The sequence below is a fragment of the Sodalis sp. RH22 genome (genome assembly GCF_047324165.1).
GTDB lineage: Bacteria > Pseudomonadota > Gammaproteobacteria > Enterobacterales > Enterobacteriaceae > Acerihabitans.
Window position 1 is genome coordinate 2,270,589 of the sequence record NZ_CP178731.1, and the last position, 25,421, is coordinate 2,296,009.

Annotated in this window: 20 protein-coding genes, 2 tRNA genes, 3 other RNA genes and 1 pseudogene; 1 reads left to right on the plus strand and 25 read right to left on the minus strand. The window is 57.1% G+C overall.

The annotated features are described in order from the left end of the window. Nucleotides 1–291: 291 nt before the first annotated feature. The 25 genes and pseudogenes from ACL2XN_RS10285 to sdhC form a co-directional block, all read right to left on the minus strand. Nucleotides 292–418, minus strand: a non-coding RNA gene (locus tag ACL2XN_RS10285) — RtT sRNA. Between the two features lie 44 nt (nt 419–462). Beyond that, nucleotides 463–589, minus strand: a non-coding RNA gene (locus ACL2XN_RS10290) — RtT sRNA. A 44-nt stretch (nt 590–633) separates the two neighbouring features. Beyond that, nucleotides 634–709 (minus strand) — tRNA-Lys (locus ACL2XN_RS10295). A gap of 33 nt (nt 710–742) precedes the next feature. Beyond that, nucleotides 743–874, minus strand: a non-coding RNA gene (locus ACL2XN_RS10300) — RtT sRNA. A gap of 23 nt (nt 875–897) precedes the next feature. Next, nucleotides 898–973, minus strand: a tRNA-Lys gene (locus tag ACL2XN_RS10305). A gap of 177 nt (nt 974–1,150) precedes the next feature. Next, nucleotides 1,151–1,963 (minus strand): cell division protein CpoB, encoded by an 813-nt coding sequence (gene cpoB, locus ACL2XN_RS10310; protein ID WP_413722320.1) that lies wholly within the window; start codon nt 1,961–1,963, stop codon nt 1,151–1,153. Between the two features lie 9 nt (nt 1,964–1,972). After that, nucleotides 1,973–2,488 (minus strand): peptidoglycan-associated lipoprotein Pal, encoded by a 516-nt coding sequence (pal, locus tag ACL2XN_RS10315; protein ID WP_410016034.1) that lies wholly within the window; start codon nt 2,486–2,488, stop codon nt 1,973–1,975. 43 nt (nt 2,489–2,531) lie between these two features. Beyond that, complete coding sequence (gene tolB, locus ACL2XN_RS10320; RefSeq protein ID WP_410016035.1) at nt 2,532–3,824, minus strand: Tol-Pal system beta propeller repeat protein TolB; 1,293 nt, start codon at nt 3,822–3,824, stop codon at nt 2,532–2,534. A 141-nt stretch (nt 3,825–3,965) separates the two neighbouring features. Next, nucleotides 3,966–5,312, minus strand: coding sequence for a cell envelope integrity protein TolA (tolA, locus tag ACL2XN_RS10325; RefSeq protein ID WP_410016036.1), 1,347 nt, complete (start codon nt 5,310–5,312; stop codon nt 3,966–3,968). Between the two features lie 54 nt (nt 5,313–5,366). After that, nucleotides 5,367–5,789: a colicin uptake protein TolR gene (gene tolR / locus ACL2XN_RS10330; protein WP_410016037.1), complete on the minus strand. Its 423-nt coding sequence runs from the start codon at nt 5,787–5,789 to the stop codon at nt 5,367–5,369. Between the two features lie 14 nt (nt 5,790–5,803). Continuing rightward, a complete protein-coding gene (gene tolQ / locus ACL2XN_RS10335; protein WP_331121173.1) occupies nt 5,804–6,493 on the minus strand; it encodes a Tol-Pal system protein TolQ in 690 nt (229 codons plus the stop codon). After that, nucleotides 6,490–6,894 (minus strand): tol-pal system-associated acyl-CoA thioesterase, encoded by a 405-nt coding sequence (gene ybgC, locus ACL2XN_RS10340; protein WP_410016038.1) that lies wholly within the window; start codon nt 6,892–6,894, stop codon nt 6,490–6,492. Before ybgC ends, tolQ begins: the two co-directional genes overlap by 4 nt. 308 nt (nt 6,895–7,202) lie before the next feature. Beyond that, entirely contained in the window at nt 7,203–7,496 is a 294-nt protein-coding gene (gene ybgE / locus ACL2XN_RS10345) for a cyd operon protein YbgE (RefSeq protein WP_410016598.1), read from the minus strand. 44 nt (nt 7,497–7,540) lie between these two features. Further along, nucleotides 7,541–7,639, minus strand: a pseudogene (gene cydX / locus ACL2XN_RS10350) (cytochrome bd-I oxidase subunit CydX); the annotation flags it as partial. A 15-nt stretch (nt 7,640–7,654) separates the two neighbouring features. Then, nucleotides 7,655–8,794 carry a cytochrome d ubiquinol oxidase subunit II gene (cydB, locus tag ACL2XN_RS10355; RefSeq protein ID WP_410016039.1) on the minus strand — a complete coding sequence of 380 codons (1,140 nt, stop codon included), beginning with the start codon at nt 8,792–8,794 and terminating at the stop codon, nt 7,655–7,657. 14 nt (nt 8,795–8,808) lie between these two features. Next, nucleotides 8,809–10,377 (minus strand): cytochrome ubiquinol oxidase subunit I, encoded by a 1,569-nt coding sequence (gene cydA / locus ACL2XN_RS10360; RefSeq protein WP_413722317.1) that lies wholly within the window; start codon nt 10,375–10,377, stop codon nt 8,809–8,811. A gap of 745 nt (nt 10,378–11,122) precedes the next feature. Further along, nucleotides 11,123–11,692 carry a TetR/AcrR family transcriptional regulator gene (locus ACL2XN_RS10365; RefSeq protein WP_413727045.1) on the minus strand — a complete coding sequence of 190 codons (570 nt, stop codon included), beginning with the start codon at nt 11,690–11,692 and terminating at the stop codon, nt 11,123–11,125. Nucleotides 11,693–13,175: 1,483 nt separating this feature from the next. Continuing rightward, nucleotides 13,176–14,045 (minus strand): succinate--CoA ligase subunit alpha, encoded by an 870-nt coding sequence (gene sucD / locus ACL2XN_RS10370; RefSeq protein WP_410016042.1) that lies wholly within the window; start codon nt 14,043–14,045, stop codon nt 13,176–13,178. After that, entirely contained in the window at nt 14,045–15,211 is a 1,167-nt protein-coding gene (sucC, locus tag ACL2XN_RS10375; protein WP_410016043.1) for an ADP-forming succinate--CoA ligase subunit beta, read from the minus strand. Before sucC ends, sucD begins: the two co-directional genes overlap by 1 nt. A 149-nt stretch (nt 15,212–15,360) precedes the next feature. Further along, the gene (gene odhB, locus ACL2XN_RS10380; RefSeq protein WP_410016044.1) at nt 15,361–16,596 is read right to left on the minus strand and encodes a 2-oxoglutarate dehydrogenase complex dihydrolipoyllysine-residue succinyltransferase; all 1,236 of its coding nucleotides are present in this window, start codon (nt 16,594–16,596) and stop codon (nt 15,361–15,363) included. A gap of 15 nt (nt 16,597–16,611) precedes the next feature. Beyond that, nucleotides 16,612–19,419, minus strand: coding sequence for a 2-oxoglutarate dehydrogenase E1 component (sucA, locus tag ACL2XN_RS10385; protein ID WP_410016045.1), 2,808 nt, complete (start codon nt 19,417–19,419; stop codon nt 16,612–16,614). Nucleotides 19,420–19,487: 68 nt separating this feature from the next. After that, nucleotides 19,488–20,204 carry a succinate dehydrogenase iron-sulfur subunit gene (locus ACL2XN_RS10390; protein ID WP_410016046.1) on the minus strand — a complete coding sequence of 239 codons (717 nt, stop codon included), beginning with the start codon at nt 20,202–20,204 and terminating at the stop codon, nt 19,488–19,490. Nucleotides 20,205–20,222: 18 nt separating this feature from the next. Further along, nucleotides 20,223–21,989, minus strand: coding sequence for a succinate dehydrogenase flavoprotein subunit (sdhA, locus tag ACL2XN_RS10395; RefSeq protein ID WP_410016047.1), 1,767 nt, complete (start codon nt 21,987–21,989; stop codon nt 20,223–20,225). Then, complete coding sequence (sdhD, locus tag ACL2XN_RS10400; RefSeq protein ID WP_410016048.1) at nt 21,990–22,337, minus strand: succinate dehydrogenase membrane anchor subunit; 348 nt, start codon at nt 22,335–22,337, stop codon at nt 21,990–21,992. Beyond that, nucleotides 22,331–22,720: a succinate dehydrogenase cytochrome b556 subunit gene (sdhC, locus tag ACL2XN_RS10405; RefSeq protein WP_413722312.1), complete on the minus strand. Its 390-nt coding sequence runs from the start codon at nt 22,718–22,720 to the stop codon at nt 22,331–22,333. Before sdhC ends, sdhD begins: the two co-directional genes overlap by 7 nt. Before the next feature lie 636 nt (nt 22,721–23,356). Here sdhC and ACL2XN_RS10410 point away from each other — a divergent pair. After that, a complete protein-coding gene (locus ACL2XN_RS10410; protein WP_413730750.1) occupies nt 23,357–24,637 on the plus strand; it encodes a citrate synthase in 1,281 nt (426 codons plus the stop codon). The last annotated feature ends 784 nt before the right edge of the window (nt 24,638–25,421 follow it).

The window sequence follows — 25,421 nt, forward strand, 5'->3', positions numbered from 1 at the left end:
AAACAAAATAATCAATTTTTAACCAAATGTCCTGTTAATTTTGTATTTTTTTGTGTTTTTGTTTAGTTAATATGACTTTGGTATGCAGGCAGGCGCTGAAGGCAAAACATTAATGGATTTTACGGCGCCGCACCAGTCGATATGTGCGATACAGGGCGCAGTGTCGCAAAATTCTTGTGGATAACGCTGTCTCGCTGCGCTCGGCTCGAACCTGCGCAGGTTCTCATCCGCACGACGAGTGCGCTATGTAAATACGTATAGTGGAGTCAAACCTGGGGAATTTTATAACAATGGTGGGTCGTGCAGGATGACTCGGCCGTTGGCCTCGCCCTGCGGGTCGTTGCCGTACCGGCAACGCTGTCTCGCTGCGCTCGGCTCGAACTTGCGCAGGATCTCATCCGCACGACGAGTGCGCTATGTAAATACGTATAGTGGAGGCAAACCTGGGGAATTTTATAACAATGGTGGGTCGTGCAGGATGACTCGGCCGTTGGCCTCGCCCTGCGGGTCGTTGCCGTACCGGCAACGCTGTCTCGCTGCGCTCAGCTCGAACCTGCGCAGGTTCTCATCCGCACGACGAGTGCGCTATGTAAATACGTATAGTGGAGGCAAACCTGGGGAATTTTATAACAATGGTGGGTCGTGCAGGATTCGAACCTGCGACCAATTGATTAAAAGTCAACTGCTCTACCAACTGAGCTAACGACCCCTTGGCGGGATTTACTGTGTGGCGACCGGATAGTGGTGGGTCGTGCAGGATGACTCGGCCTTGGCCTCGCCCTCCGGGTCGTTGCCGTACCGGCAACGCTGTCTCGCTGCGCTCGGCTCGAACCTGGCACAACTCCTGCGCTATACCACACTAGCGACGGTGTTCATAAAGCTTGATATCTGCAAAATTGGTGGGTCGTGCAGGATTCGAACCTGCGACCAATTGATTAAAAGTCAACTGCTCTACCAACTGAGCTAACGACCCTGATATCCGTATTTTGCTGGCGCCCGGGATGTCACGCTTTCCCGTGGCAACGGCGGCATATATTACTTTCTAAAATTTTCTGCGCAACCTAAATTTGCACAATAGCGTTCAACTGCTTGATCTTCGAGCATCCAGGCCTGAATCCGGCGGGTAATACCCGCAAGAGGCCTGAATGGTTCAAAGACTGGACAGGCGTTTTTGCGCTTGTTTGGCAGAATCCGTGTTGGGATAAAGTTTGATAACCTGCTGGTAAACGGCCTTGGCTTTGTCGGTCTGGCCTTTTTCCTGCATGATTACCCCAACTTTAAACAGGGCTTCGGAGCTTTTGGGTGATTTGGGGTAATTTTTAACGACCAGGGCAAAATAATACGCCGCATCGTCCTTTTTACCTTTGTTGTAATTCAACTGACCCAACCAGTAGTTGGCATTGGGCTGGTAGGTTGAATCCGGATAACGTTTAACAAAATTCTGGAATGCCGTGATGCCCTGATCGTACTGTTTTTTCTCCAGTACCAAAGCCACCGCCGCGTTGTAATCGGTATTGGCGTCACCGGTGCTGCCGCCGGCCGAAGAGGCCGCAGGAGCCGCCGCATCGGCGCTGGCGCCAGTGGACGGGGTTGCCGCGCCGCTGTTGTCCGCACCGCTGTCAGGCGTGGCCGCAGCCGCATCCTGGCCGCCTTTGCTGCTCAGGCTGTCCATTTGCTGATAGATTTGTTTCTGGCGCTCCACCACTTGCGAAAGCTGGTACTGGCTTTCCTGGATTTGACCCCGCAAGGAATCGATATCGCGCTGAGTGTCGGAGAGTTGTTGCTGAAGTTGAGTTAATAGCTGACCGTGAGCGTTGGAAATACGCTCAAGTTGAGTGACCCGATCTTCCACCGAGCCGGAGCCGACATTACTGATTGGCGCTTGGGCGGTAGCGGCCCAAGGGGCCGCTACGCCAACCAGCAACGACAGACTTAACAGGTAATGTCTGAAGTTACCGCTCATGCAATTCTCTTAGTATACCAGTACGGCACGACGGTTTTTGGCATAAGCCGATTCGTCATGTCCCAGCACAGCCGGCTTCTCTTTACCGTAAGATACGATAGAGATCTGGTCGACAGAGACGCCTTTACCCTGAAGATACATCTTCACGGCATTGGCGCGACGTTCGCCCAGGGCGATGTTATATTCCGGCGTACCGCGTTCATCCGCATGACCTTCTACGGTCACTTTATAGGATGGGTTGCTGCGCAGGAAGTTAGCATGTGCGTCCAGCATCTGGGCGAAATCAGAACGGATATCGTACTTATCAAGATCGAAGTAAACGATATTGTTCCGTTGCAGTTCTTGCATCTGCAGACGCGCTTGTTCTTCGGAAGAAGAATTGGCACCGCTCGCATTGTCCATACCAGTGCCAGCGCCCATGGCAGAATCTGCGCCATTGTTAGCGCTTTTGTGGGAACTACACGCGGCGATAGCCAGTACAGGCACGGCCAGCATCAGCCCTTTTAGCACTTTGTTCAGTTGCATCTCATTTTCCTTTTATAGTTTGCCATACATATTTACACATGCATCACAGATTCGGAGACCAGGCAGGAAATTTGACCTGTCCATCAGTCGCCGGAAGACGCGCTTTGAAACGCCCATCAATCGAAACCAGCTGTAGCACGGAACCCATCCCTTGTGTAGAGCTGTAGATAACCATGGTGCCATTGGGTGCGAGGCTAGGTGTTTCATCCAGGAACGTGGCCGTTAAAACTTGCACGGCTCCCGTCGCCAGATCTTGTTTAGCGATATGCTGAGCGCCGCCGTTGCTGCTGACCATGACCAGGAACTTACCGTCCGCGCTCACGTCGGCGTCCTGGTTCTGGGAACCTTCCCAGGTCAGGCGCTGCGGGCTACCGCCGTTGATACCCACTTTATACACTTGCGGACGGCCGCCCTGGTCCGAGGTATACGCCAGGGTCTGGTTATCCGGGAACCAGGTCGGCTCCGTGTTGTTGCTGCGACCGTCGGTCACTTGCGTTATTTGGCCGGAGCCTAAATTCATCACATAAATATTTAAACTACCGGATTTCGACAGGGCGAAAGCCAGCTTGGAGCCGTCCGGCGAAAAGGCCGGCGCGCCGTTATGCTGCGGGAAGCTGGCAATCTGCCTTACCGTTTGTTTATAGACATCCTGCACCACCAGCGCCGAGCGTCCGCTTTCAAACGTCACATAGGCCACCTTGCTGCCGTCAGGCGACCAGGCCGGCGACATCAGCGGCTGGGGAGACCGGTGGACCACAAACTGGTTGAACCCGTCATAGTCGGCTATGCGCAGCTCATAAGGATACTGCCCGCCGTTGGTTTGCACCACATAAGCGATACGGGTGCGAAACGCGCCCTTGATCCCGGTCAATTTTTCAAAAACGCCGTCGCTGGCGGCATGGGCACCGTAACGCAGATCGGATTTTTTCACTTTAAACTGGTTTTGCTCCAATACCGCGCCGGGGTTGCCGGAGGTATCAACCAGTTGGTAGGAGATGACAAAATTACCGTCGGCGCTGGGTTGGATCTGCCCCACGACAACCGCGTCGATACCCAGGGCGGTCCATGCCGCCGGTGTGACTTCGGCGGCCGTACCGGGCTGCTGCGGCATACGCGCCACATCGATCGGGTTAAATTTACCGCTGTTGCGCAAATCCGCGCCGACAATGCCGCCGATGTCCTCGGGCGCGGCGCCCGGTCCCGCCCATTTAAACGGAATCACGCCAATCGGCCGCGCCGAGTCAACCCCTTGCGTGATCTCAATTCGCACTTCCGCATGCAGCACGGATGCCCATAAAATCATTAAACCTAGCGCTACTCGAAATGCCTGCTTCATTTCATCTCCCATACCGAGGCGATACGCCACGATAAATTAGCAGAATTTTAACTAAACCACGTAAACAAAACCATATACATCAGGTAGACAACATAGTCTAAATCTTAAACCATCACCGGTATATTTTGACTTCTTTACCCATTATTGCGGTTTAAAATCAATTGGCGCATTTTTGAATACTTCATAAACGGCCTGGCTTGGCGGTTTCGGTATTTTAGCCAGTTTCGCCGCCGAGACAGCCGCCTGGCATAAGGCCGGGTCGCCCCCTTCGGAAGAGACCGAGATGACCATGCCATCAGGAGCCAGCTTCAGGCGCAACACACATGTCTTGCCGGCGAATGAAGGATCGCTGTAAAACTTCGCTTCGATGGCCGCTTTAACCTGACCGGCGTAACTATTTATTTCCGCGCCCGACGCCCCGCTCTCCTTGCTCGCACCCGTGCCTTTCGGCTTACTGCCCCCGGTTGGCCCGCCGCCGGCTTTGGGCGCGTTTTTCGAATCGGTCAAACCACCCAGTAAATCATCGACTTCATTAGACTCTTTGGCAGCGGCGGCGGCGGCGGCTTTTTTCGCATCCCCGGCCGCTTTTTTAGCGGCGGCGGCGGCGGCCTTGGCTTCAGCCGCGGCGGCGGCTTTATCCTTGGCGGCCTGTTCGGCCTTGGCCGCCGCGGCGGCGTCCGCTTTTTCCTTGGCCGCTTCGGCTTTGGCGGCGGCCGCTTTGGCCGCGTCGGCCTTGGCGGTGGCCGCCGCTTTTTCGGCGGCGGCGGCTTTGGCGGCTTCCGCCTTGGCGGCCGCCGCTTCCGCGGCCGCTTCTTTTTTCGCGTCTTCTACGGCTTTCGCCTTGGCGGCCTGCTCGGCCTTGGCCTGCGCTGCCGCGTCAGCCTGCTTTTTCGCCGCCGCAGCAGCCGCCGCGGCCTGTTTACTGGCCTCGGCTTCCGCCTGTTTTTTCGCTTCGGCGGCGGCTTTGGCCTGCTGCGCCGCCTCGGCCTTGGCCTGGGCTGCCGCGGCTTCCGCCTGTTTCTGCTGTTCCTTGGCCTGCTGGGTGGCGGCTTCCGCCTGCTGCTTTTGTTCCGCCGCCTGTTTAGCGGCTTCCGCGGCCTGTTTTTGCTGCTCCGCCTGCTGTTCTTTCTGCTGCTGCGCCGCTTCCTGCGCCGCCAGCCGATCTTTTTCCAATTCTTTCAGGCGCTGCTGCTCGGCGGCCTGCTTTTGCTGCAGCTCTTCCGCCTGCTGTTGCGCCTGTTTTTCCCGCAGCTGCGACGCGCGCTGAGCGTCCGTCTGCTGCTGCTGTTGACGGTTATACTGCTGCACCACGGCACCGGGATCGACCATAACCGCGTCGATGGACGAGCCGCCTCCGCCGCCGCCACTGGATTCGAGAGTCTGCGTGTAGGAACTCCAGACCAGTAACCCGATCAGGAGAATATGCAGAACAATCGAAATAATAATGGCGCGTTTGAGCTTATCGTTCTGTTCGGTTGCCTTTACCACAATCGATTCCCACAAACAGATTTGCCAGTTAAATCGCGCATGATCAGCATGCCGTTAAATGGGCTGGGTCATCAGGCCCACCGACTTCACGCCGGCCTGATGCAGCAAATTCAGCGCCTTGATAATCTCATCATAAGGCACGTCTTTCGCGCCGCCGATAAGGAATACCGCTTTGGGATTGGCCGTAATGCGCGAGCGCGCCTCGGCCACCACCTGCTCCGGCGGCAACTGTTCCATACGGTTGTGATCCACCACCAGGCTGTACTGGCCAACGCCCGATACTTCGACGATCACCGGCGGATTATCATCGCTGCTGACCGCTTTTGAATCCGTCGCGTCGGGCAAATCCACCTCGACGCTCTGGGTGATAATGGGCGCCGTCGCCATGAAAATCAACACCAGCACCAGCAGCACGTCAAGCAGTGGAACAATGTTAATTTCCGACTTAATTTGATTCCGACCACGTCTGCGGGCCATGTTCTCCCCTCCTTCTACTTAGCGCTATCGCTGCTGGCGAAGGCCTGGCGATGCAGGATGGCGATGAACTCTTCGGTAAAGTTGTCGTAGTTCTGGTCCAGCTTGTTCACGCGCTGGCTAAGGCGGTTATAGGCCATCACCGCCGGAATAGCGGCGAACAGGCCGATGGCCGTGGCGATCAGCGCTTCGGCGATACCGGGAGCGACCATTTGCAGGGTGGCCTGCTTAACCGCGCCCAGGCCGATAAAGGCATGCATGATGCCCCAGACGGTGCCGAACAAGCCGATATACGGGCTGATGGAGCCCACGGTGCCGAGGAAAGGAATATGGGTTTCCAGCGCTTCCAGCTCGCGGTTCATGGAAATCCGCATGGCGCGCGAGGCGCCTTCCACCACCGCTTCAGGCGCATGGCTGTTGGCGCGGTGCAAACGGGCGAATTCTTTAAAGCCGGAATAAAAAATCTGCTCGGATCCCGTCAGCACGTCGCGGCGGGTCTGGCTTTCCTGATACAAGCGGGACAATTCAATACCGGACCAGAATTTGTCCTCAAAGGCTTCCGCCTCGCGGGTGGCCGTGTTTAAAATACGGGTGCGCTGGATGATGATCGCCCAGGATGCAATGGAAAAGCACATTAAAATCAACATGATCAGTTTAACCAGAAAGCTTGCTTTCAGGAACAGATCAAAAATGTTCATGTCAGTCACTGCTTGAACTCCGCGACAATAGACTTAGGAAGCGCGACAGGCTTCATTTGGTGTAGATCAATACAGGCTATCAAAACATCCGCCTGGCTGAGAAGTTGCCCTTCAGCGTTCAGGATGCGTTGCGCAAAAGTCAGAGAGGCACCGCGCATTGAGACGATTTCACTTTCTACTTGCAGCAAATCGTCCAGACGCGCTGAGGCGAGATAGTCCACCGTGATGCGCCTTACCACAAACGCGATATTTTCGCTGAGGAAGGCATGCTGATGGAAATTATGCTGGCGCAGCATTTCGGTACGGGCCCTTTCGTAAAAAACCACGTAGCGTGCGTGATAAACCACACCCCCGGCGTCCGTATCTTCATAATAGACGCGTACCGGCCATCGGAATAACGTATTACTCACTGTACATCCCAGCAACGCAAAACAACGGTGCTTACTATACGCAAGAGCAACCCCGTTTGGAATGGATTACCTCGGATGAATGAAAATAATTATGGATAAAGCGGGCACCGGCGCCGCGTGGGGCGGGCAATGTAAAGAATATAGCGCAAGTGCTGACAAAAGGACCCGGCATTATACCCGTTGTGTTAATGAAATGCGGGAATAGTGAAATAACCTATTGCGGCGACGGGCTTTATTCGCAAAGGCTGTGCGGTGAAATGCGGTCGCTGAAACAACGCTCATAAAACAGCGTTGTTTCGCTTGGCTGTTTAGAGAAATAAATAACCCAGCGCGATGGCCAGCACCACTATCGCCGCCAGCGGCAAAAACGCCAGCCGCCATCCCCATCGGCGCGCGCGAAAACCCACGCCGTGGATAACGCCTGCGCATACCGCCCAGACAATCAACAGATTATGCCAGGCGGTGAGCGAACTGGTGGTGGAGGCAAAACGCGCCGGCATCCAGAAGACGCAGCCGGCAAGCGCCAGCGCCATGATAAGCGACAGCAGCCGCAACGGGCTGCTGTCGGTCAGGCGGTAGAGGAAATCGGTAACGGACCTGATCACTTCAGGTCGTTCTCTACCCGCTCACCGTCGGACCCGACGACGCCCGGCTGGCTATCTTCATGATGCTCCAGCGCGAGGGCCGTAATAATACCGAAGGCGCAGGCAAGCAGCGTTCCTAATATCCAGGCAAAATACCACATTTTTCAGCTCCTTCCTCAGTACAGCGTATGCGCGTTTTGTTCGATATGCTCTTTGGTAATGCGGCCATACATCTTGTAATAACACCAGATGGTATACAGCAGCACAATCGGCACAAAGATAACGGCGACGATGGTCATGACCTTCAGCGTTAGCAGGCTCGAGGTGGCGTCCCATACCGTCAGGCTGGCTTCCGGCATGGTGCTCGACGGCATGATAAACGGAAACAGGGTAACCCCCGCCGTCAGGATGATGCACGCCACGGTCAGCGATGAGAAAATAAACGCCCATGCGCCTTTGCCGAGCCGGGAACACAGCAAGGTCAGCAGCGGCAATAATACGCCCAGCGCGGGAATCGCCCAGAGTAGCGGGAAGCTGTGATAATTCGCCAGCCACGCGCCGGCTTGGTGCGCGACGGTTTTATTCAGCGGATTGGACACGGCGTTGGTATCGATGACCGAAGTGATGGTAAAACCGTCGATGCCGTTAACCAGCCACACGCCGCCCAGCAGGAATGCCACCATGGATACCAGGCTGCTGATTTGCGCGACGGTACGCACCCGCACCAGCAGATCGCCGCTGACGCGCATTTGCAGATAGGTCGCCCCCATGCCGATAAACATCGCCAGGCTGACAATGCCCGCCAGCAAACCGAAGGGGTTCAGCAATTGAAAGAAATTGCCGGTATAAAACAGGCGCAGGTATTCATCCACGTGGAAAGGTACGCCCTGCAGCAGGTTGCCGAAGGCGACGCCGATCACCACCGGCGGCACGAAACTGCCGATAAAGATGCCCCAGTCCCACATGCCGCGCCAGCGCGGATCTTCTATCTTGGAACGGTAATCAAAACCCACCGGGCGGAAAAACAGCGAAGCCAGCACCAGGATCATGGCGATATAAAAGCCGGAAAACGCCGCGGCGTACACCATCGGCCAGGCGGCGAACAGCGCCCCCCCGGCGGTGACCAGCCAGACCTGGTTGCCTTCCCAGTGCGGGGCGATGGTATTGATCATCACCCGGCGTTCGTTATCTGTTCGGCCAAGGAGGGGCATCAGCATGCCGACGCCCATATCGAAACCGTCGGTTACGGCAAAGCCTATCAGCAGGACACCGATGAGCGCCCACCAGATTAAGCGTAATACTTCATAGTCAAACATGGCGTAGGCTCCTGTTAATAGACTTTCTGCGTGGCGAGCGTCGGCTGCTCGAAATGATAGCGGCCGGTATGCAGGCTGCTAGGCCCCAGGCGCGCATATTTGAACATCAAATACATTTCGGCCACCAGGAACAGGGTATAGAGTCCGCAGATAAGCCCCATGGAGAACAGGATATCGCCGGCGGTCAGGCTGGAATTGGCCACCGCGGTCGGCAGTATTTCGCCGATGGCCCAGGGCTGGCGGCCGTACTCCGCGACAAACCAGCCGGCTTCGATGGCGATCCAGGGAATGGGAATGCCGTACAGCGCGGCGCGGTGCAGCCACGGCCGTTGACCGATACGGTTACGCACCACGCTCCAGAAGGACATGGTGATGATAATAAGCATCAGCACGCCGCCCAGCACCATGATGCGGAAGGAGAAGTACAGCGGCGCCACGCGCGGGATAGAGTCGTTGGTGGCGCTCTGGATCTGCTCTTCGGTCGCGTTGGGGATGTCATCCGTATAGCGTTTCAGCAGCAGGCCATAGCCCAGATCCTGTTTTATCGCGTTGAACTGGGCGCGCGCCGCCGGATCGGCATGGCCGCCGCGCAGCTGCTGCAACAGCTCATAGGCTTTCATGCCGTTGCGGATACGGATCTGATGCTGCACCATCAGATCCTTGATGCCGGTCACCTGGCGATCCGTCGAACGGGTCGCGATAATGCCCAGGGCAAAAGGGATCTGGATGGAGAAGTTATTGCGCTGGATGGTCTGATCGGGAATGCCAAACAGGGTAAACGCGGCCGGTGCCGGCTGTGTTTCCCATTCCGCCTCGATGGCCGCCAGTTTGGTTTTTTGCACGTCGCCCATTTCATAACCGGATTCATCACCCAGCACGATAACCGACAACACCGCCGCCATGCCGAACGCCGCCGCGATGGCGTAAGACCGTTTGGCGAAGGCGATATCCCGGCCTTTAAGCAGGTAATAGGAACTGATGCCGAGGACAAACATGGCGCCGGTACAGTAGCCCGCGGCCACGGTATGCACGAATTTCACCTGCGCCACCGGATTGAGCACCAGATCGGCGAAGCTGACCATTTCCATACGCATGGTTTCATAGTTGAAATCCGACGCGATAGGGTTTTGCATCCAGCCGTTGGCCACCAGTATCCACAGTGCGGACAGGTTGGAACCTAACGCCACCATCCAGGTAACCGTCAGATGCTGCGTTTTGCTCAGGCGATCCCAGCCGAAGAAGAACAGGCCGACAAAGGTGGACTCCAGGAAGAAGGCCATTAATCCTTCGATGGCCAGCGGAGCACCAAAAATGTCGCCGACGTAGTGGGAAAAATACGACCAGTTGGTTCCGAACTGGAACTCCATGGTCAGCCCGGTGGCTACCCCCAAGGCAAAGTTGATACCAAACAACTTGCCCCAGAATTTAGTCATATCTTTATAGATTTTTTTGCCGGACAGGACGTACACCGTTTCCATGATGGCTAATAAAAACGCCAGCCCCAGGGTGAGTGGGACAAACAGGAAATGGTACATCGCCGTTAGGGCAAACTGTAACCGTGACAGTTCGACGACATCAAACATGTTGACTCCTTGCTCCTCGCAGGATGGTTCCCACGTGCGGTAATCTGGCGCCCTGGCGAAACAAAGCGACGCAACAACCCGCGGTGAATAATAAAGAGTTTATAATTGTTCCCGACAATCGGTTCGGCCGGCCAAAAAACAACGCCCAGGCGTCTAAGCGGTAAACCGACGACGGATTTTAATGAAACGCACTAACCGGATTTAAACCAACCATATAGTACCCCTCTACTTACTCAGGATAAATACCTTTTTTCGTGATGCAGGTTAGGAAATCACCTCTCGATCAAATCCGGCCTTACCCGACATCGGCAGTAAAATTGCGCCAGCGCAAGTTATCCTGATTTGAACATAAAACGCCATCAAAAATCATTGATTTATCGCAATTTTTCACCACGTATGTTAAATATTGTTATTTATTTATTCTATAAAAGCGTTAATGTTAAAAAACTGTAATTAATAAGATCGCGAAATTAAGTTAAAAGAAAATAAAACCCAAGGGATATTTTTTATTTGTTACGTTAGCATTATTGGATGGCCTAATCATGCAATAGAAGCGCGCTATGATAATGATGAATTTAATTTGCAATAAATGTGATGAGGCGACGAATAAAAAAAGGAAGTGACAGATGCTTCGGGCGAGGGCGCCAATACGATGATACGGCTAATGCATCATGCTGCACGGCGGGCGGCGGGAAACGGCGAGGAGGGTGTGCACCTCGATCCGGCGATCGGGCATAAAAGCCGCCTACAATGTACGCAGCGCCTGCATAAACCGCCTTATTTTACAGTCGGTATCGGCAAACCCCCGTTGCAGGTTCTGCTCAATGCACAGACCCGAAAAAAATACCGACACCATTTCCGCCAGGATCTCCGCGTCGGTGCGCGTCTCCTCCGCCCTGATATTCTCCACCAGCAGCGGGCGTATCGTTTCACGCAGTTGCGTAATGATGTCGATGGCGCCGGCCGGCAACAGCGCGAATTCACGCATGGAGTTAACCGCCAGACAACCTTGCGGGCAAACGCTATCCTGAGGCTCCGGGGAGCCGCAGGACAATCGCAAAAACGCCTCGATATTGCCCCAGCCCTGGGGGCGGGCGCTTAAGGCCGCATGCACGGCGCGCCGATCGATATAGTGGCGCAGACACGCCAGGAACAGGTCGTCCTTATCCCTGAACTCGGCGTAAAGGCCGGATTTATTCACCCCGCTCGCCTTTTCGAGATGCGCCAGGGTGGTACCGGCGAAGCCGTGCCGCCAGAAGACGGGGATCACCTTCTCCAGCACACCCTCACGACTGAATTTTTTTTGTCTGCCCATGGCGCCCATTATGCCTAACTGAACCGACCAGTTCAATTAGTTCCATAGCGCGCCAGGCCCGGCAACGCCGCGCCTAAAGCAGACGTGTTCAAGGGAGAGCGTGCCAATGGGGTCGAATCGAGCGTGCTTTTCCCGCCCGACCGGGCGCCCCATGGCACGGTATGCCCGCCAACACCGATCTCAACGCGGCATGTTAAAGGGAGAACGTGCCAATGGGGTCGAATCGGGCGTGCTTTTCCCGCCCGACCGGGCGCCCCATGGCACGGTATGCCCGCCAACATCGATCTCAACGCGGCGTGTTAAAGGGAGAGCGTGCCAATGGGGTCGAATCGGGCGTGCTTTTCCCGCCCGACCGAGCGCCCCATGGCACGGTATGCCCGCCAACATCGATCTCAACGCGGCGTGTTAAAGGGAGAGCGTGCCAATGGGGTCGAATCGGGCGTAGTGTTTCCGCCCGACCGAGCGCCCCATGGCAGGGTATGCCCGCCAACATCGATCTCAACGCGGCGTGTTAAAGGGAGAGCGTGCCAATGGGGTCGAATCGGGCGTGCTTTTCCCGCCCGACCGAGTGCCCCATGGCACGGTATGCCCGCCAACATCGATCTCAACGCGGCGTGTTAAAGGGAGAGCGTGCCAATGGGGTCGAATCGGGCGTGGTGTTTCCGCCCGACCGAGCGCCCCATGGCACGGTATGCCCGCCAACATCGATCTCAACGCGGCGTGTTAAAGGGAGAGCGTGCCAATGGGGTCGAATCGGGCGTGGTGTTTCCGCCCGACCGAGCACCCCATGGCACGGTATGCCCGCCAACATCGATCTCAACGCGGCGTGTTAAAGGGAGAGCGTGCCAATGGGGTCGAATCGGGCGTGGTGTTTCCGCCCGACCGAGCGCCCCATGGCAGGGTATGCCCGCCAACATCGATCTCAACGCGGCGTGTTAAAGGGAGAGCGTGCCAATGGGGTCGAATCGGGCGTGCTTTTCCCGCCCGACCGAGTGCCCCATGGCACGGTATGCCCGCCAACATCGATCTCAACGCGGCGTGTTAAAGGGAGAGCGTGCCAATGGGGTCGAATCGGGCGTGGTGTTTCCGCCCGACCGAGCGCCCCATGGCACGGTATGCCCGCCAACATCGATCTCAACGCGGCGTGTTAAAGGGAGAGCGTGCCAATGGGGTCGAATCGGGCGTGGTGTTTCCGCCCGACCGAGCACCCCATGGCACGGTATGCCCGCCAACATCGATCTCAACGCGGCGTGTTAAAGGGAGAGCGTGACAATGGGGTCGAATCGGGCGTGGTGTTTCCGCCCGACCGAGCACCCCATGGCACGGTATGCCCGCCAACATCGATCTCAACGCGGCGTGTTAAAGGGAGAACGTGCCAATGGGGTCGAATCGGGCGTGCTTTTCCCGCCCGACCGGGCGCCCCATGGCATGCCAGGCCCGCCAACACCGATCCCAAACAAAAGTGTCAACGGGCGCGGCGCACTTATGACAGCAGGGTTTTCAGCGCGGTACCAATCTCCGCCAGGCTGCGCACGGTTTTTACCCCGGCCGCTTCCAGCGCGGCGAATTTCTCGTCCGCCGTGCCCTTGCCGCCGGCGATAATCGCCCCGGCATGCCCCATACGCTTGCCTTTGGGCGCGGTAACGCCCGCAATATACCCCACCACCGGTTTAGTGACATGATCCTTGATATAGGCGGCGGCTTCTTCTTCCGCGCTGCCGCCGATTTCCCCGATCATCACAATCGCCTCGGTCTGCGGATCCTGTTCGAACAATTTCAGGATATCGATAAAGCTCGAGCCGGGGATCGGATCGCCGCCGATACCCACGCAGCTGGACTGCCCCAGCCCGGTATCGGTGGTCTGTTTCACCGCTTCATACGTCAGGGTGCCGGAACGCGACACAATACCGACCCGGCCCGGTTTATGGATATGGCCGGGCATAATACCAATCTTGCATGCGCCGGGGGTGATAACGCCCGGGCAGTTCGGCCCAATCATCCGTGAGCCGCTCTGTTCCAGCTTGGCTTTCACCACCAGCATATCCAGGGTCGGAATACCCTCGGTAATGCAGATAATCAGCTCAATGCCGGCGTCCACCGCCTCGAGAATGGAATCTTTACAAAACGGCGCGGGCACATAGATAACCGAGGCGGTAGCGCCGGTTTTTTCCACGGCCTCACGCACGGTATTGAACACCGGCAGGCCCAAATGCTCCGTGCCGCCCTTGCCCGGCGTGACGCCGCCAACCATCTTGGTGCCGTAGGCCAGCGCCTGCTCGGAGTGAAACGTGCCCTGGCTGCCGGTAAATCCCTGGCAGATAACCTTGGTATTTTTATCGATTAAAATGGACATTATTTTCCCTCCACCGCGGCAACCGCTTGTTGTGCCGCGTCGGTCAGACTGGTGGCGGCAATGATATTCAGGCCGCTCTCGGCCAGGATTTTAGCACCCAGCTCGGCGTTGTTGCCTTCCAGACGCACCACCACCGGCACGTTGACGCCCACATCCGCCACCGCGCCGATAATGCCTTCGGCAATCAGATCGCAGCGCACGATGCCGCCGAAAATATTCACCAGCACCGCTTTGACGTTTTCATCCGACAAAATGATCTTAAAAGCCTCGGTAACGCGTTCCTTGGTGGCGCCGCCGCCCACATCCAGGAAGTTGGCCGGCGAACCGCCGTGCAGTTTAACAATATCCATGGTGCCCATGGCCAGGCCGGCCCCGTTCACCATACAGCCGATATTGCCGTCGAGCGCCACGTAGTTCAGTTCCCACTGCGCCGCCTGGGCCTCGCGGGCGTCTTCCTGGCTCTTATCGCGCATTTCCCGCAGCTCCGGCTGGCGGAACAGGGCATTGCCGTCGGCGCTCAGCTTGCCGTCCAGGCAGACCAGATTGCCTTCCTTGGTGATAACCAGCGGATTAATTTCCACCAGCGCCAGGTCCCGCTCCAGGAACAGCGCGGCCAGGCCCATGAAGATTTTGGTGAACTGCCCGACCTGCTTGCCCGACAAGCCCAGCTTAAACGCCAGCTCGCGGCCTTGGAACGGCTGGGGGCCGGTCAGGGGATCGAGGGAAACCTTATGAATCAGGTGCGGCGTCTCTTCCGCGACTTTTTCAATTTCCACGCCGCCTTCGGTGGAGGCCATAAAGACCACGCGCCGGGAACCGCGATCAACCACCGCGCCCAGGTAAAGTTCCTTATCGATATCGGTTGCCGCTTCCACCAGGATTTGGTGGACCGGCTGGCCCAGGGCGTCCGTTTGATAGGTCACCAGGCGTTTGCCCAGCCAGTGTTCGGCAAAAGCGCGGATTTCTTCCTTGCTGTTAACGACCTTGACGCCGCCGGACTTGCCGCGGCCGCCGGCGTGAACCTGGCATTTTACCACCCAGGGACCGGCGCCGATCTTGGAGGCGGATTCTTCCGCTTCCCGTGGCGTGGTGCACGCAAAACCCGTGGGGGCAGGCAGACCATACCGAGCAAACAGCTGTTTTGCCTGATATTCATGTAAGTTCATGATGTTGTTTCCATCTTCGTCTGGGAGTGTCGGCGGCGGCGCACTTCAGCCGCCCTCGAGTGGTGCTTTCCGTAGGCGCCTTGGCGCTACGTCCCGCAGGCAACCTGCCGGCCGCGGCCCGGGGTTTCCCGGCCCGCGGCCGACGATTGCTATACATCAAGCAATAAGCGCGTCGGGTCTTCCAGCATCTCTTTGACCGTGACCAGGAAACTTACCGATTCCTTGCCGTCGATCAGACGGTGATCGTAGGACAGCGCCAGGTACATCATCGGCAGGATAACCACCTGGCCGCCCACCGCCATCGGCCGATCCTTGATGGCATGCATGCCGAGGATGGCGCTTTGCGGCGGGTTGATAATGGGCGTGGACATCAGCGAACCGAATACGCCGCCGTTGGTAATGGTAAAGTTGCCGCCGGTCAGCTCTTCCACTTTCAGCTTGCCGTCGCGCCCCTTAACCGCCAGTTCCTTTATGGCTTTTTCAATATCGCCCATGCCCAGCGCGTCCACGTCGCGCAATACCGGCGTGACCAGCCCGCGCGGAGTGGATACCGCGATGCTGACGTCAAAGTAGTTATGGTAGACCACGTCTTCGCCGTCGATGGACGCGTTAACTTCCGGGAAGCGCTTCAGGGCTTCCACCACCGCTTTAATATAGAAGGACATAAACCCGAGGCGGATGCCGTGGCGTTTTTCAAAGCCATCGCCGTACTGCTTGCGCAGATCCATAATCGGCTTCATGTTGACCTCATTAAAGGTAGTCAACATGGCGGTGCTGTTTTTGGCTTCCAGCAGCCGCTCGGCGACCCGTTTGCGCAAACGGGTCATCGGCACGCGTTTTTCGCTGCGGTTGCCCAATCCGGCAACAGCAGGCTCCGGTGCCGGCGCCTTGGCAACCGGCGCCGCGGCGGGAGCCGGTTCGGCTTTTTTGGCGACCAGGTGTTTGTCCACATCCTCGCGGGTGATGCGCCCGCCGACGCCGCTGCCTTTAATCTCATCGGCTTTCAAATCATGTTCGGCGATCAGGCGGCGAATGGCCGGACTCAGCGCTTCGTTATTTTCTTCCTCCAGGCCGGCGGTGTAGCGCTGCGCCGGGGTGGATTCCTTGCTCTGCGCTTTTTCCGAAGTTTCCTGGCCGGAACTGTCGCCGGGACGCAGGCGTCCGAGCACCTGGCGGGAGGTGACGGTAGCGCCTTCATCCTCGAGCAGGGCATCCAGCACGCCCGCCTCGGGCGCGGGAACTTCCAGCACCACTTTGTCGGTTTCGATTTCCACCAGCACTTCGTCACGCTGGACGCTATCGCCGGGCTTTTTATGCCAGGTGGCGACGGTTGCATCGGCAACCGATTCAGGAAGATCGGGAACCAGAATATCTACGCTACTCATTATCTATCCTTATATTTAATTAACGTTCAGCGCGTCATTGACCAGATTTTTTTGTTGTGTCTGGTGCACGGACAAATACCCAACCGCCGGCGAGGCGGAAGCCGGGCGTCCCGCGTAACGTAGCGATGCACCCGGAGTAATCACCTCAAGGAAATGATGGTGGCTGCAATACCAGGCGCCCTGATTAAGCGGCTCTTCCTGGCACCAAATAAAGTCCTGGACATGGGCAAAAGGTTGCAGCGCATCCCGCACCGCCTGGTGCGGGAACGGGTATAGCTGCTCGATACGCACGATGGCCACATCCTGCTGCCCGTTCTTGCGCCGTTGCTCCAATAAATCATAATAAACTTTACCAGAACAGAGCACGACGCGCTTGACGCCCTGGGGATCCAGGTCGTCGATTTCGCCGATGGCGGGCAGGAAGCTGCCGTACGCCATATCCTCCAGCGAGGAGATGGCCAGAGGATGACGCAGCAGCGACTTCGGCGACATCACAATCAGCGGCCGACGCATATTACGCAGGGCCTGGCGCCGTAGCATATGATAAATCTGCGCCGGCGTGGAGGGGACGCAGACCTGCATATTCTGTTCGGCGCACAGCTGCAGATAGCGCTCCAGGCGGGCCGAGGAGTGCTCCGGCCCCTGCCCTTCATAGCCATGGGGCAGCAGCATCACCAGCCCGCACATCCGTCCCCATTTCTGCTCGCCGGAGCTGATGAATTGATCGATCACCACCTGGGCGCCGTTGGCGAAATCGCCGAACTGCGCTTCCCAGATCACCAGGGTGCGCGGCTCGGCGGTGGCATAACCGTACTCAAACGCCAGCACCGCTTCCTCCGACAGCACGGAGTCCCATACCCGGAAGGTGCCCTGGCCATTGTGCACATGCGCCAAAGGCGTATAGGTGGAGCCGTTTTTCTGGTTATGCACCACCGCGTGGCGATGGAAGAAGGTGCCACGCGCGGTATCCTCGCCGGACAGGCGGATCGGCACGCCCTCATCGACCAAAGTGGCGTAAGCCAGGGTTTCGGCGCCGCCCCAGTCGAAAGGCTTGCTGCCGGCGGCCATCAGGGCTCGATCGCTATAGATTTTGGCCACCCGCGGCTGCATTTCCACGCCTTCCGGCACTTCACTGATTCGGCGGGCCAGCTCCTGCAGGCGTTTGGGCTCGACTTCGCTGGGATAGGCTTCGTCCCAGTCGTGATTGAGGAAGCGCTGCCAGGTAAAGGAGTGCATATTCATCGGCCGCCACTCTTTTACCACGCACTCGCCGCGGTCGAGCGCGTCGCGATAGAGATTCACCATCTCGGTCGCATCTTCCAGCGTGGCGACATGATCGCGTTCCAGGCGATCGGCATAAATCTTGCGCGGCGTCGGGTGTTTCTTGATCTTATGGTACATCAGCGGCTGCGTGGCGCTGGGCTCGTCCGCCTCGTTATGGCCGTGGCGGCGATAGCACACCAGATCAATCATCACGTCGCGCTGAAAGGTATTGCGGAAATCCAGCGCCACGCGGGTCACAAACGCCACCGCTTCGGGATCGTCGGCGTTGACGTGGAAAATCGGCGCCTGGACCATCTTGGCGATATCGGTGCAATACTGGGTGGAACGGGCATCATGGGGATTGGACGTCGTGAAGCCGACCTGGTTGTTGACCACGATACGCACCGTGCCGCCAACGTCATAGCCACGCGCCTTGGACATGTTCAGGGTTTCCTGCACCACGCCCTGCCCGCTGATGGCCGCATCCCCGTGCAGGGTTATCGGCAGCACCATCTTGCTGCTTTGCTCGCCGAGCCGGTCGATACGCGCGCGCACCGAACCGCCCACCACCGGGCTGACGATTTCCAGATGCGACGGGTTGAATGCCAGGGCCAGATGGACGATGCCGCCCTCGGTCTCCATGTCGGAAGAAAAACCCTGGTGATATTTAACGTCGCCGGTGCCCAAATGCTCTTTATGCTTGCCGGCGAATTCGTCGAACAGGTCCTGCGGCTTTTTGCCGAGCACGTTGATCAGCACATTCAGCCGGCCGCGATGGGCCATGCCCAGCACCACTTCCCGGGTGCCGTTCTTGCCGGCATAACGGATCATTTCCTTCAGCATCGGGATCAGCGCGTCGCCGCCCTCAAGGGAAAAACGTTTGGCGCCGGGGAATTTGGCGCCCAGATAGCGCTCGATGCCTTCGGCCGCCGTCAGCTCGCTCAGGAACCGTTTCTTTTCGTCGCGATCGAAACTCGGCTGCCCCACCACCGATTCGATATGCTGTTGGATCCAGCGTTTCTCCTCGGTATTGGTAATATGCATATATTCGGCGCCGATGGAACCGCAATAGGTGCGTTTCAGCGCGTCATACAGGTCGGCCAGCTTCATGGTTTCCTTGCCGATGGCAAAGGAACCGACGTTGAAGGTTTCCTGGAAATCGGCTTCCGTCAGATTATGGAAAGCCGGATTTAAATCAGGCACAGTTTCCTGCTTCCATAATCCCAGCGGATCAAGGTTGGCATGCTGGTGGCCGCGGAAACGGAACGCATTGATAAGCTGCAGGACTTTAACCTGTTTGGAGTCATTGTCCGGGTCGTTGACCGAAGACGCATAACGGGTTGCGTCCTTAGCCAGGCGCCGGAAATAATCCCGGGTTTTGGAGTGAAGCTGATCGGGGCTGACGCCGGCGGTGGGCAGCTGTTTAAAAATCGAACTCCAGCTGTCGTCCACGGAGTCAGGATCCGTTAAAAAATCTTCATAGAGCTGCTCTATGTAGGACTGGTTCGCCCCCGCCAGGTAGGAGGAATCCAGCCAGGCCTTCATTGCGCCGTTCTGCATTATGATCCCTTAAGCTTGTTAGCTTCAGTTTTCGCCGTGGTTAACATGTAACGTATTTGCCTTTACTATCAGGCGCTATGCTGTACCAGCAAGCTCTTGATATGCCCGATGGCTTTGGTCGGGTTCAGTCCTTTGGGACATACGCTGACACAATTCATGATGCTGTGGCAGCGGAATACGCTGAAAGCATCGTTCAATTCATCCAGCCGCGCCGCCCTTTCGGTGTCGCGACTGTCAATCAGGAAACGGTAGGACGCCAGCAGGCCGGCCGGACCGATAAATTTATCCGGGTTCCACCAGTAGGAGGGACAAGAGGTCGAGCAACAGGCACAAAGAATACATTCGTATAATCCGTCCAGTTTTTCGCGCTCCTGCGGCGTTTGTAAATGCTCCCGGGCCGGTGGATTCCTGCCGTTATTCAACAGGTAAGGTTTAATCTTCTCATACTGGGCATAGAACTGGCCCATGTCCACCACCAAATCACGCACCACCGGCAACCCGGGCAGCGGACGGATGATCACTTTTTTATCGCCTTTGCGCAGGGCGGACAGCGGGGTGATGCAGGCCAGGCCGTTCTTGCCGTTCATGTTCACGCCGTCGGAGCCGCAGACGCCTTCGCGGCAGGAACGGCGAAACGCCAGGGTCGGATCCTGTTCCTTCAGCTGGATGAGCGCATCCAGCACCATCATGTCGTGGCCTTCGTCCACATCCAGCTGGTAGTCCTGCATGCGCGGCTTGTCGTCGACATCAGGATTATAGCGATAAACCGAAATTTCAACTTTCATTACGTAAGCCCTCTGCCTTTAGTAGGTACGCACTTTCGGCGGGAACGCCGGGCGTAATGTCGGCTGCATATTCACCTCGCGGCGGGTCATGGTGTCGCTTTCCGGCAAATACAGGCTGTGGCACAGCCAATGCTCGTCATCCCGATCCGGGAAATCGAAGCGGCTGTGGGCGCCACGACTTTCCGTGCGGTAATTGGCGGCCACCGCCGTGGAATACGCGGTTTCCATCAGGTTGTCCAGCTCAAGGCATTCCACGCGTTGGGTATTGAATTCGGTCGAGGTATCGTCCAGGCGCGCGTCATTAAGCCGCTCGCGGATGGTTTTCAGCTCGGCCAGGCCCTTGGCCATGGCATCGCCTTCGCGGAACACCGAGAAATTATTCTGCATGCAGGCCTGCAGCGCCTTGCGGATATCCACCGGGTTCTCGCCGGTGCGATTGTTGTTCCAGCGGTTGTAGCGCGCAAGAGACGCGTCGATATCGTCGTCGCTGGCATCGCGAAACGCCCCCTGCTCCGCCAGGGATTCCTGCAGATGCATGCCCGCCGAACGGCCGAACACCACCAGATCCAGCAGGGAATTGCCGCCCAGGCGATTGGCGCCGTGTACCGATACGCAGGCAATTTCACCCACCGCGAACAGGCCGGGGATCACCACGTCGTTGCCCTGGGCGTCCACCGTTACCGCCTGTCCGGTGACTTTGGTGGGAATGCCGCCCATCATATAGTGGCAGGTGGGGATAACCGGGATCGGTTCTTTGATAGGATCGACGTGGGCAAAGGTACGGGATAACTCCAGAATACCCGGCAGGCGCGACTCCAGGACGTCCTTGCCCAGATGATCGAGCTTGAGCTTGACGTGCGGCCCCAGCGGGCCGTCACAGCCGCGTCCCTCGCGGATCTCGATCATAATGGAACGGGCGACCACGTCGCGGCCGGCCAAATCCTTGGCGTTCGGCGCATAACGTTCCATAAAGCGTTCGCCGTCCTTGTTGAGCAGGTAACCGCCCTCGCCCCGGCAGCCTTCGGTGACCAGTACCCCGGCGCCGGCGATGCCGGTGGGATGGAACTGCCACATTTCCATATCCTGCACCGGCACGCCGGCGCGAAGCGCCATGCCGATACCGTCGCCGGTATTGATATGGGCGTTGGTGGTGGATTGATAGATGCGTCCGGCGCCGCCGGTGGCCAGAATGGTGGCCTTGGCCTTGAAGTAGACCACTTCGCCGGTTTCAATGCACAGCGCGGTGCAGCCGACGAAGGCGCCGTCCTGGTTTTTCACCAGATCGAGCGCATACCATTCGGAAAAAATGGTGGTATGGTTTTTCAGGTTCTGCTGGTACAAGGTGTGCAGCAGCGCGTGGCCGGTGCGATCGGCGGCGGCGGCGGTACGCGCCGCTTGCCCGCCGCCATAGTTGAGCGACTGGCCGCCGAAGGGGCGCTGGTAGATGCGGCCGTCGTCCAGACGGGAAAACGGCAGCCCCATATGCTCCAGTTCCAGCACCGCTTCCGGGCCGGTCTTGCACATATATTCTATGGCATCCTGGTCGCCGATATAGTCGGAGCCCTTGACGGTATCATACATATGCCATTGCCAGTCGTCCTCATGGGTATTGCCGAGGGCGACGGTAATGCCGCCCTGGGCCGACACCGTATGGGAACGGGTGGGAAACACTTTGGAAACCAGGGCGCAGGAGAGGCCCATTTGGGAAATCTGCAGCGCGGCGCGCATGCCGGCTCCGCCGGCCCCGACGACTACAGCGTCAAATTCTCTTACTGGCAAACTCATTTACGCACCCCACACCACGACGGTTCCATAAAGTAAATACACCAACAATACGATCACAATCGCCAGTTGCAGCAACAGGCGCAGCGCCAATACTTTGATGTAATCCGTTAATACCTGCCACATGCCGATCCAGGTATGCACCAGGACGGAGAACAGGGTCAGCAGGGTAAAGACTTTCGTCATGGGTAAGGCGAAAAAACCGCGCCAGACATCGTAGGTCAGGCTGTCGGCGAAAACGACGAACCCAAGCAGGTAGATGATGTACAGGCAAATTACGATGGCGGAAGCGCGAACCAATAACCACTCATGAACTCCGTTACGTCCCAGTGCCGAAGCATTGCTTACCATACGAGTACTCCCGCCAGTATTGACAGCACAATTGTGATCACAAATGTAACATTTGCCGTTAATTTACCCATGGCAAATGTTTCGTCCAGATAGCCGAAATCCATCAGCATGTGGCGAATTCCGCCGATGACGTGATACGCCAGCGCGGTTAAAATGCCCCAAATAATGAATTTGACGAAGAAGCTATCCATGATGGCGGCGGCCTGGGCGAAACCTTCGGCGGAGGAAAGCGACAATCCGAGGATCCAGAGCAGAATGCCGACGGCCACAAACGTGATGACGCCACTGGCACGGTGGAGAATAGAAGCTATCGCAGTAACAGGAAACTGGATCGTTTGCAGATCCAGGTTGACAGGCCTTTGTTTTTTCACGGTTTTGCCCACACAGCTATTATTATTTTTCCTTCCTCCGGTCCTGGGTGGATTCAGACAGCGTTAAGGCTAACCATGACACGTCATGTGCTCAATAAACAAATCCCTTGTGCTTAAATGACGCGTTAAATAACGCTGGGTGCTCCTACAACAGGGACTTCCGGAGACCTTTGTGAAGTATATGGCTTTCACATAATGATTACAATTACCCTACAATTTGTTTGGTAACATTTAGGCTGTTTAGTGACCTGGGTCACGAATTTTACAATTACCTTAAATCTATATAACTGTATTGACAAAAAAGCAACAATTCAATTACAAATGGCGCGGCGGATATGCTATAACCGATGCAAGTAATGGCCGAGACGCTTTCGCCGCGACAAAGATTATGCAACAGTGTGAAGCGAGTCTTAAACTTCGCGGTTAAGACTTCCGTTAAACTAGCTAAAATTAATATCAGTAAATCTTCAACAACCGGGAACCGCCGTTCTTTCATCCTGAACGGGAATAACTTGCATCATCCTCACGCTCTGTGCCCTGCATTGCATTAAGTCGGAGCGACGGACTGACAATAAAAGCGCAAGGCCCCGCGGGCATGCCGGTATTCCACGGTGGGAGATTTATCATAAAAGCGCTAAGGAGATTGTAATGGCAGACAATAAAGCGACGCTGAACCTACCCGGTGAAGCGCCAATCGAACTGGACGTATTGACCGGAACCCTGGGTGCCAAAGAAATCGATATCCGCAGCCTGGGCGGCAAAGGTTATTTTACCTTTGATCCCGGCTTTACCTCCACCGCATCCTGTGAATCTAAAATTACCTATATTGACGGTGACGAAGGCGTTTTATTGCATCGTGGCTATCCTATTGATCAACTGGCACTACACTCCAATTTTCTTGAAGTCTGCTACATCCTGCTGAACGGCGAAGCGCCGACCCGGGAGCAGTATGACGAATTCCGCGATATCGTCACCCGCCACACCATGGTGCATGAGCAGATTACCCGTCTGTTCAACGGCTTTCGCCGCGACTCGCATCCGATGGCGGTATTATGCGGCGTGACCGGCGCGCTGGCGGCTTTTTATCATGATTCGCTGGACGTTAATGTCGAGCGCCACCGCGAAATAGCGGCGTTCCGTTTATTGTCCAAGATGCCCACGGTTGCCGCGATGTGTTACAAATATTCCATCGGCCAGCCGTTTGTGTATCCGCGCAATGATCTTTCCTATGCCGGTAATTTCCTGCATATGATGTTCTCCACGCCGTGCGAGGAGTATGTGGTTAATCCCGTCCTGGAACGCGCGATGGACCGTATTTTGATCCTGCACGCGGATCACGAGCAAAACGCCTCCACCTCCACCGTGCGTACCGCCGGTTCGTCGGGCGCCAATCCGTTCGCCTGTATCGCCGCGGGTATCGCGTCGTTATGGGGCCCGGCTCATGGCGGCGCCAACGAGGCGACGCTGCGGATGCTGGAAGAGATTTCAAGCGTCGAGCATATTCCGGCGTTTATTGAACGCGCCAAGGATAAAAACGACTCTTTCCGTCTGATGGGCTTCGGTCACCGGGTTTACAAGAACTACGATCCGCGCGCCACCGTGATGCGCGAGACCTGTCATGAAGTGCTTAAGGAACTGAAGCTGTCTGACGATTTGCTGGCGGTGGCCATGGAGCTGGAGCATATTGCCCTGCATGATCCGTACTTTATCGAGAAGAAGCTGTATCCGAACGTGGACTTCTATTCGGGTATTATCCTGAAGGCTATGGGCATTCCGTCGACCATGTTTACCGTGATTTTCGCCATGGCGCGTACCGTGGGCTGGATTGCCCATTGGAAGGAAATGCATGACGACGGCGTTAAGATTGCGCGTCCGCGTCAGCTGTATACCGGGTATGATAAACGCGAATTTACATCGCAGATCAAATAAGTCTGGCGAGCCATGGGCGCTGGATCGGGCGGGAACACTACGCCCGGTTCGGTCCCACTGGCACGGTCTCCCCTGAACACGTCTGCTTTAAGCCCGGTGTTGGCGGGCCTACCGCGCCATGGGGCTCGGTTTGGCGGGAACACCACGCCCGGTTCGGTCCCACTGGCACGGTCTCCCCTGAACACGTCTGCTTTAAGCCCGGTGTTGGCGGGCCTACCGCGCCATGGGGCGCTCGGTCGTGCGGGAACACCACGCCCGATTCGGCCCCACTGGCACGCTCTCCCTTGAACACGTCTGCTTTGAGCCCGGTGTTGGCGGGCCTACCATGCCATGGGGCGCTCGGTTTGGCGGAAGCACCACGCCCGATTCGACCCCATTGGCACGGTCTCCCTTGAACACGTCTGCTTTGAGCCCGGTGTTGGCGGGCCTACCGCGCCATGGGGCGATCGGTCGGGCGGGAAAACCACGCCCGATTCGACCCCATTGGCACGGTCTCCCTTGAACACGTCTGCTTTGAGCCCGGTGTTGGCGGGCCTACCGCGCCATGGGGCGCTCGGTCGGGCGGGAAAACCACGCCCGATTCGACCCCATTGGCACGCTCTCCCTTGAACACGTCTGCTTTGAGCTCGGTGTTGGCGGGCATACCGCGCCATGGGGCGTTCGGTTTGGCGGGAACACCACGCCCGATTCGACCCCATTGGCACGGTCTCCCTTGAACACGTCTGCATTGAGTCCAGCGTTAGCGGACCTGGCATGTCAGACGCCGCTTACGCGGCGTTTTTTT

Coding starts and splice junctions, on each gene's coding strand:
- cpoB (WP_413722320.1), bottom strand. CDS start 1,963: ATGAGCGGTAACTTCAGACATTACCTGTTAAGTCTGTCGTTGCTGGTT.
- ACL2XN_RS10365 (WP_413727045.1), bottom strand. CDS start 11,692: ATGGGCAGACAAAAAAAATTCAGTCGTGAGGGTGTGCTGGAGAAGGTG.
- sucA (WP_410016045.1), bottom strand. CDS start 19,419: ATGCAGAACGGCGCAATGAAGGCCTGGCTGGATTCCTCCTACCTGGCG.
- odhB (WP_410016044.1), bottom strand. CDS start 16,596: ATGAGTAGCGTAGATATTCTGGTTCCCGATCTTCCTGAATCGGTTGCC.
- sdhA (WP_410016047.1), bottom strand. CDS start 21,989: ATGAGTTTGCCAGTAAGAGAATTTGACGCTGTAGTCGTCGGGGCCGGC.
- cydA (WP_413722317.1), bottom strand. CDS start 10,377: ATGTTTGATGTCGTCGAACTGTCACGGTTACAGTTTGCCCTAACGGCG.
- tolB (WP_410016035.1), bottom strand. CDS start 3,824: ATGAAGCAGGCATTTCGAGTAGCGCTAGGTTTAATGATTTTATGGGCA.
- ACL2XN_RS10390 (WP_410016046.1), bottom strand. CDS start 20,204: ATGAAAGTTGAAATTTCGGTTTATCGCTATAATCCTGATGTCGACGAC.
- pal (WP_410016034.1), bottom strand. CDS start 2,488: ATGCAACTGAACAAAGTGCTAAAAGGGCTGATGCTGGCCGTGCCTGTA.
- tolR (WP_410016037.1), bottom strand. CDS start 5,789: ATGGCCCGCAGACGTGGTCGGAATCAAATTAAGTCGGAAATTAACATT.
- cydB (WP_410016039.1), bottom strand. CDS start 8,794: ATGTTTGACTATGAAGTATTACGCTTAATCTGGTGGGCGCTCATCGGT.
- sucD (WP_410016042.1), bottom strand. CDS start 14,045: ATGTCCATTTTAATCGATAAAAATACCAAGGTTATCTGCCAGGGATTT.
- sucC (WP_410016043.1), bottom strand. CDS start 15,211: ATGAACTTACATGAATATCAGGCAAAACAGCTGTTTGCTCGGTATGGT.
- ACL2XN_RS10410 (WP_413730750.1), top strand. CDS start 23,357: ATGGCAGACAATAAAGCGACGCTGAACCTACCCGGTGAAGCGCCAATC.
- sdhD (WP_410016048.1), bottom strand. CDS start 22,337: ATGGTAAGCAATGCTTCGGCACTGGGACGTAACGGAGTTCATGAGTGG.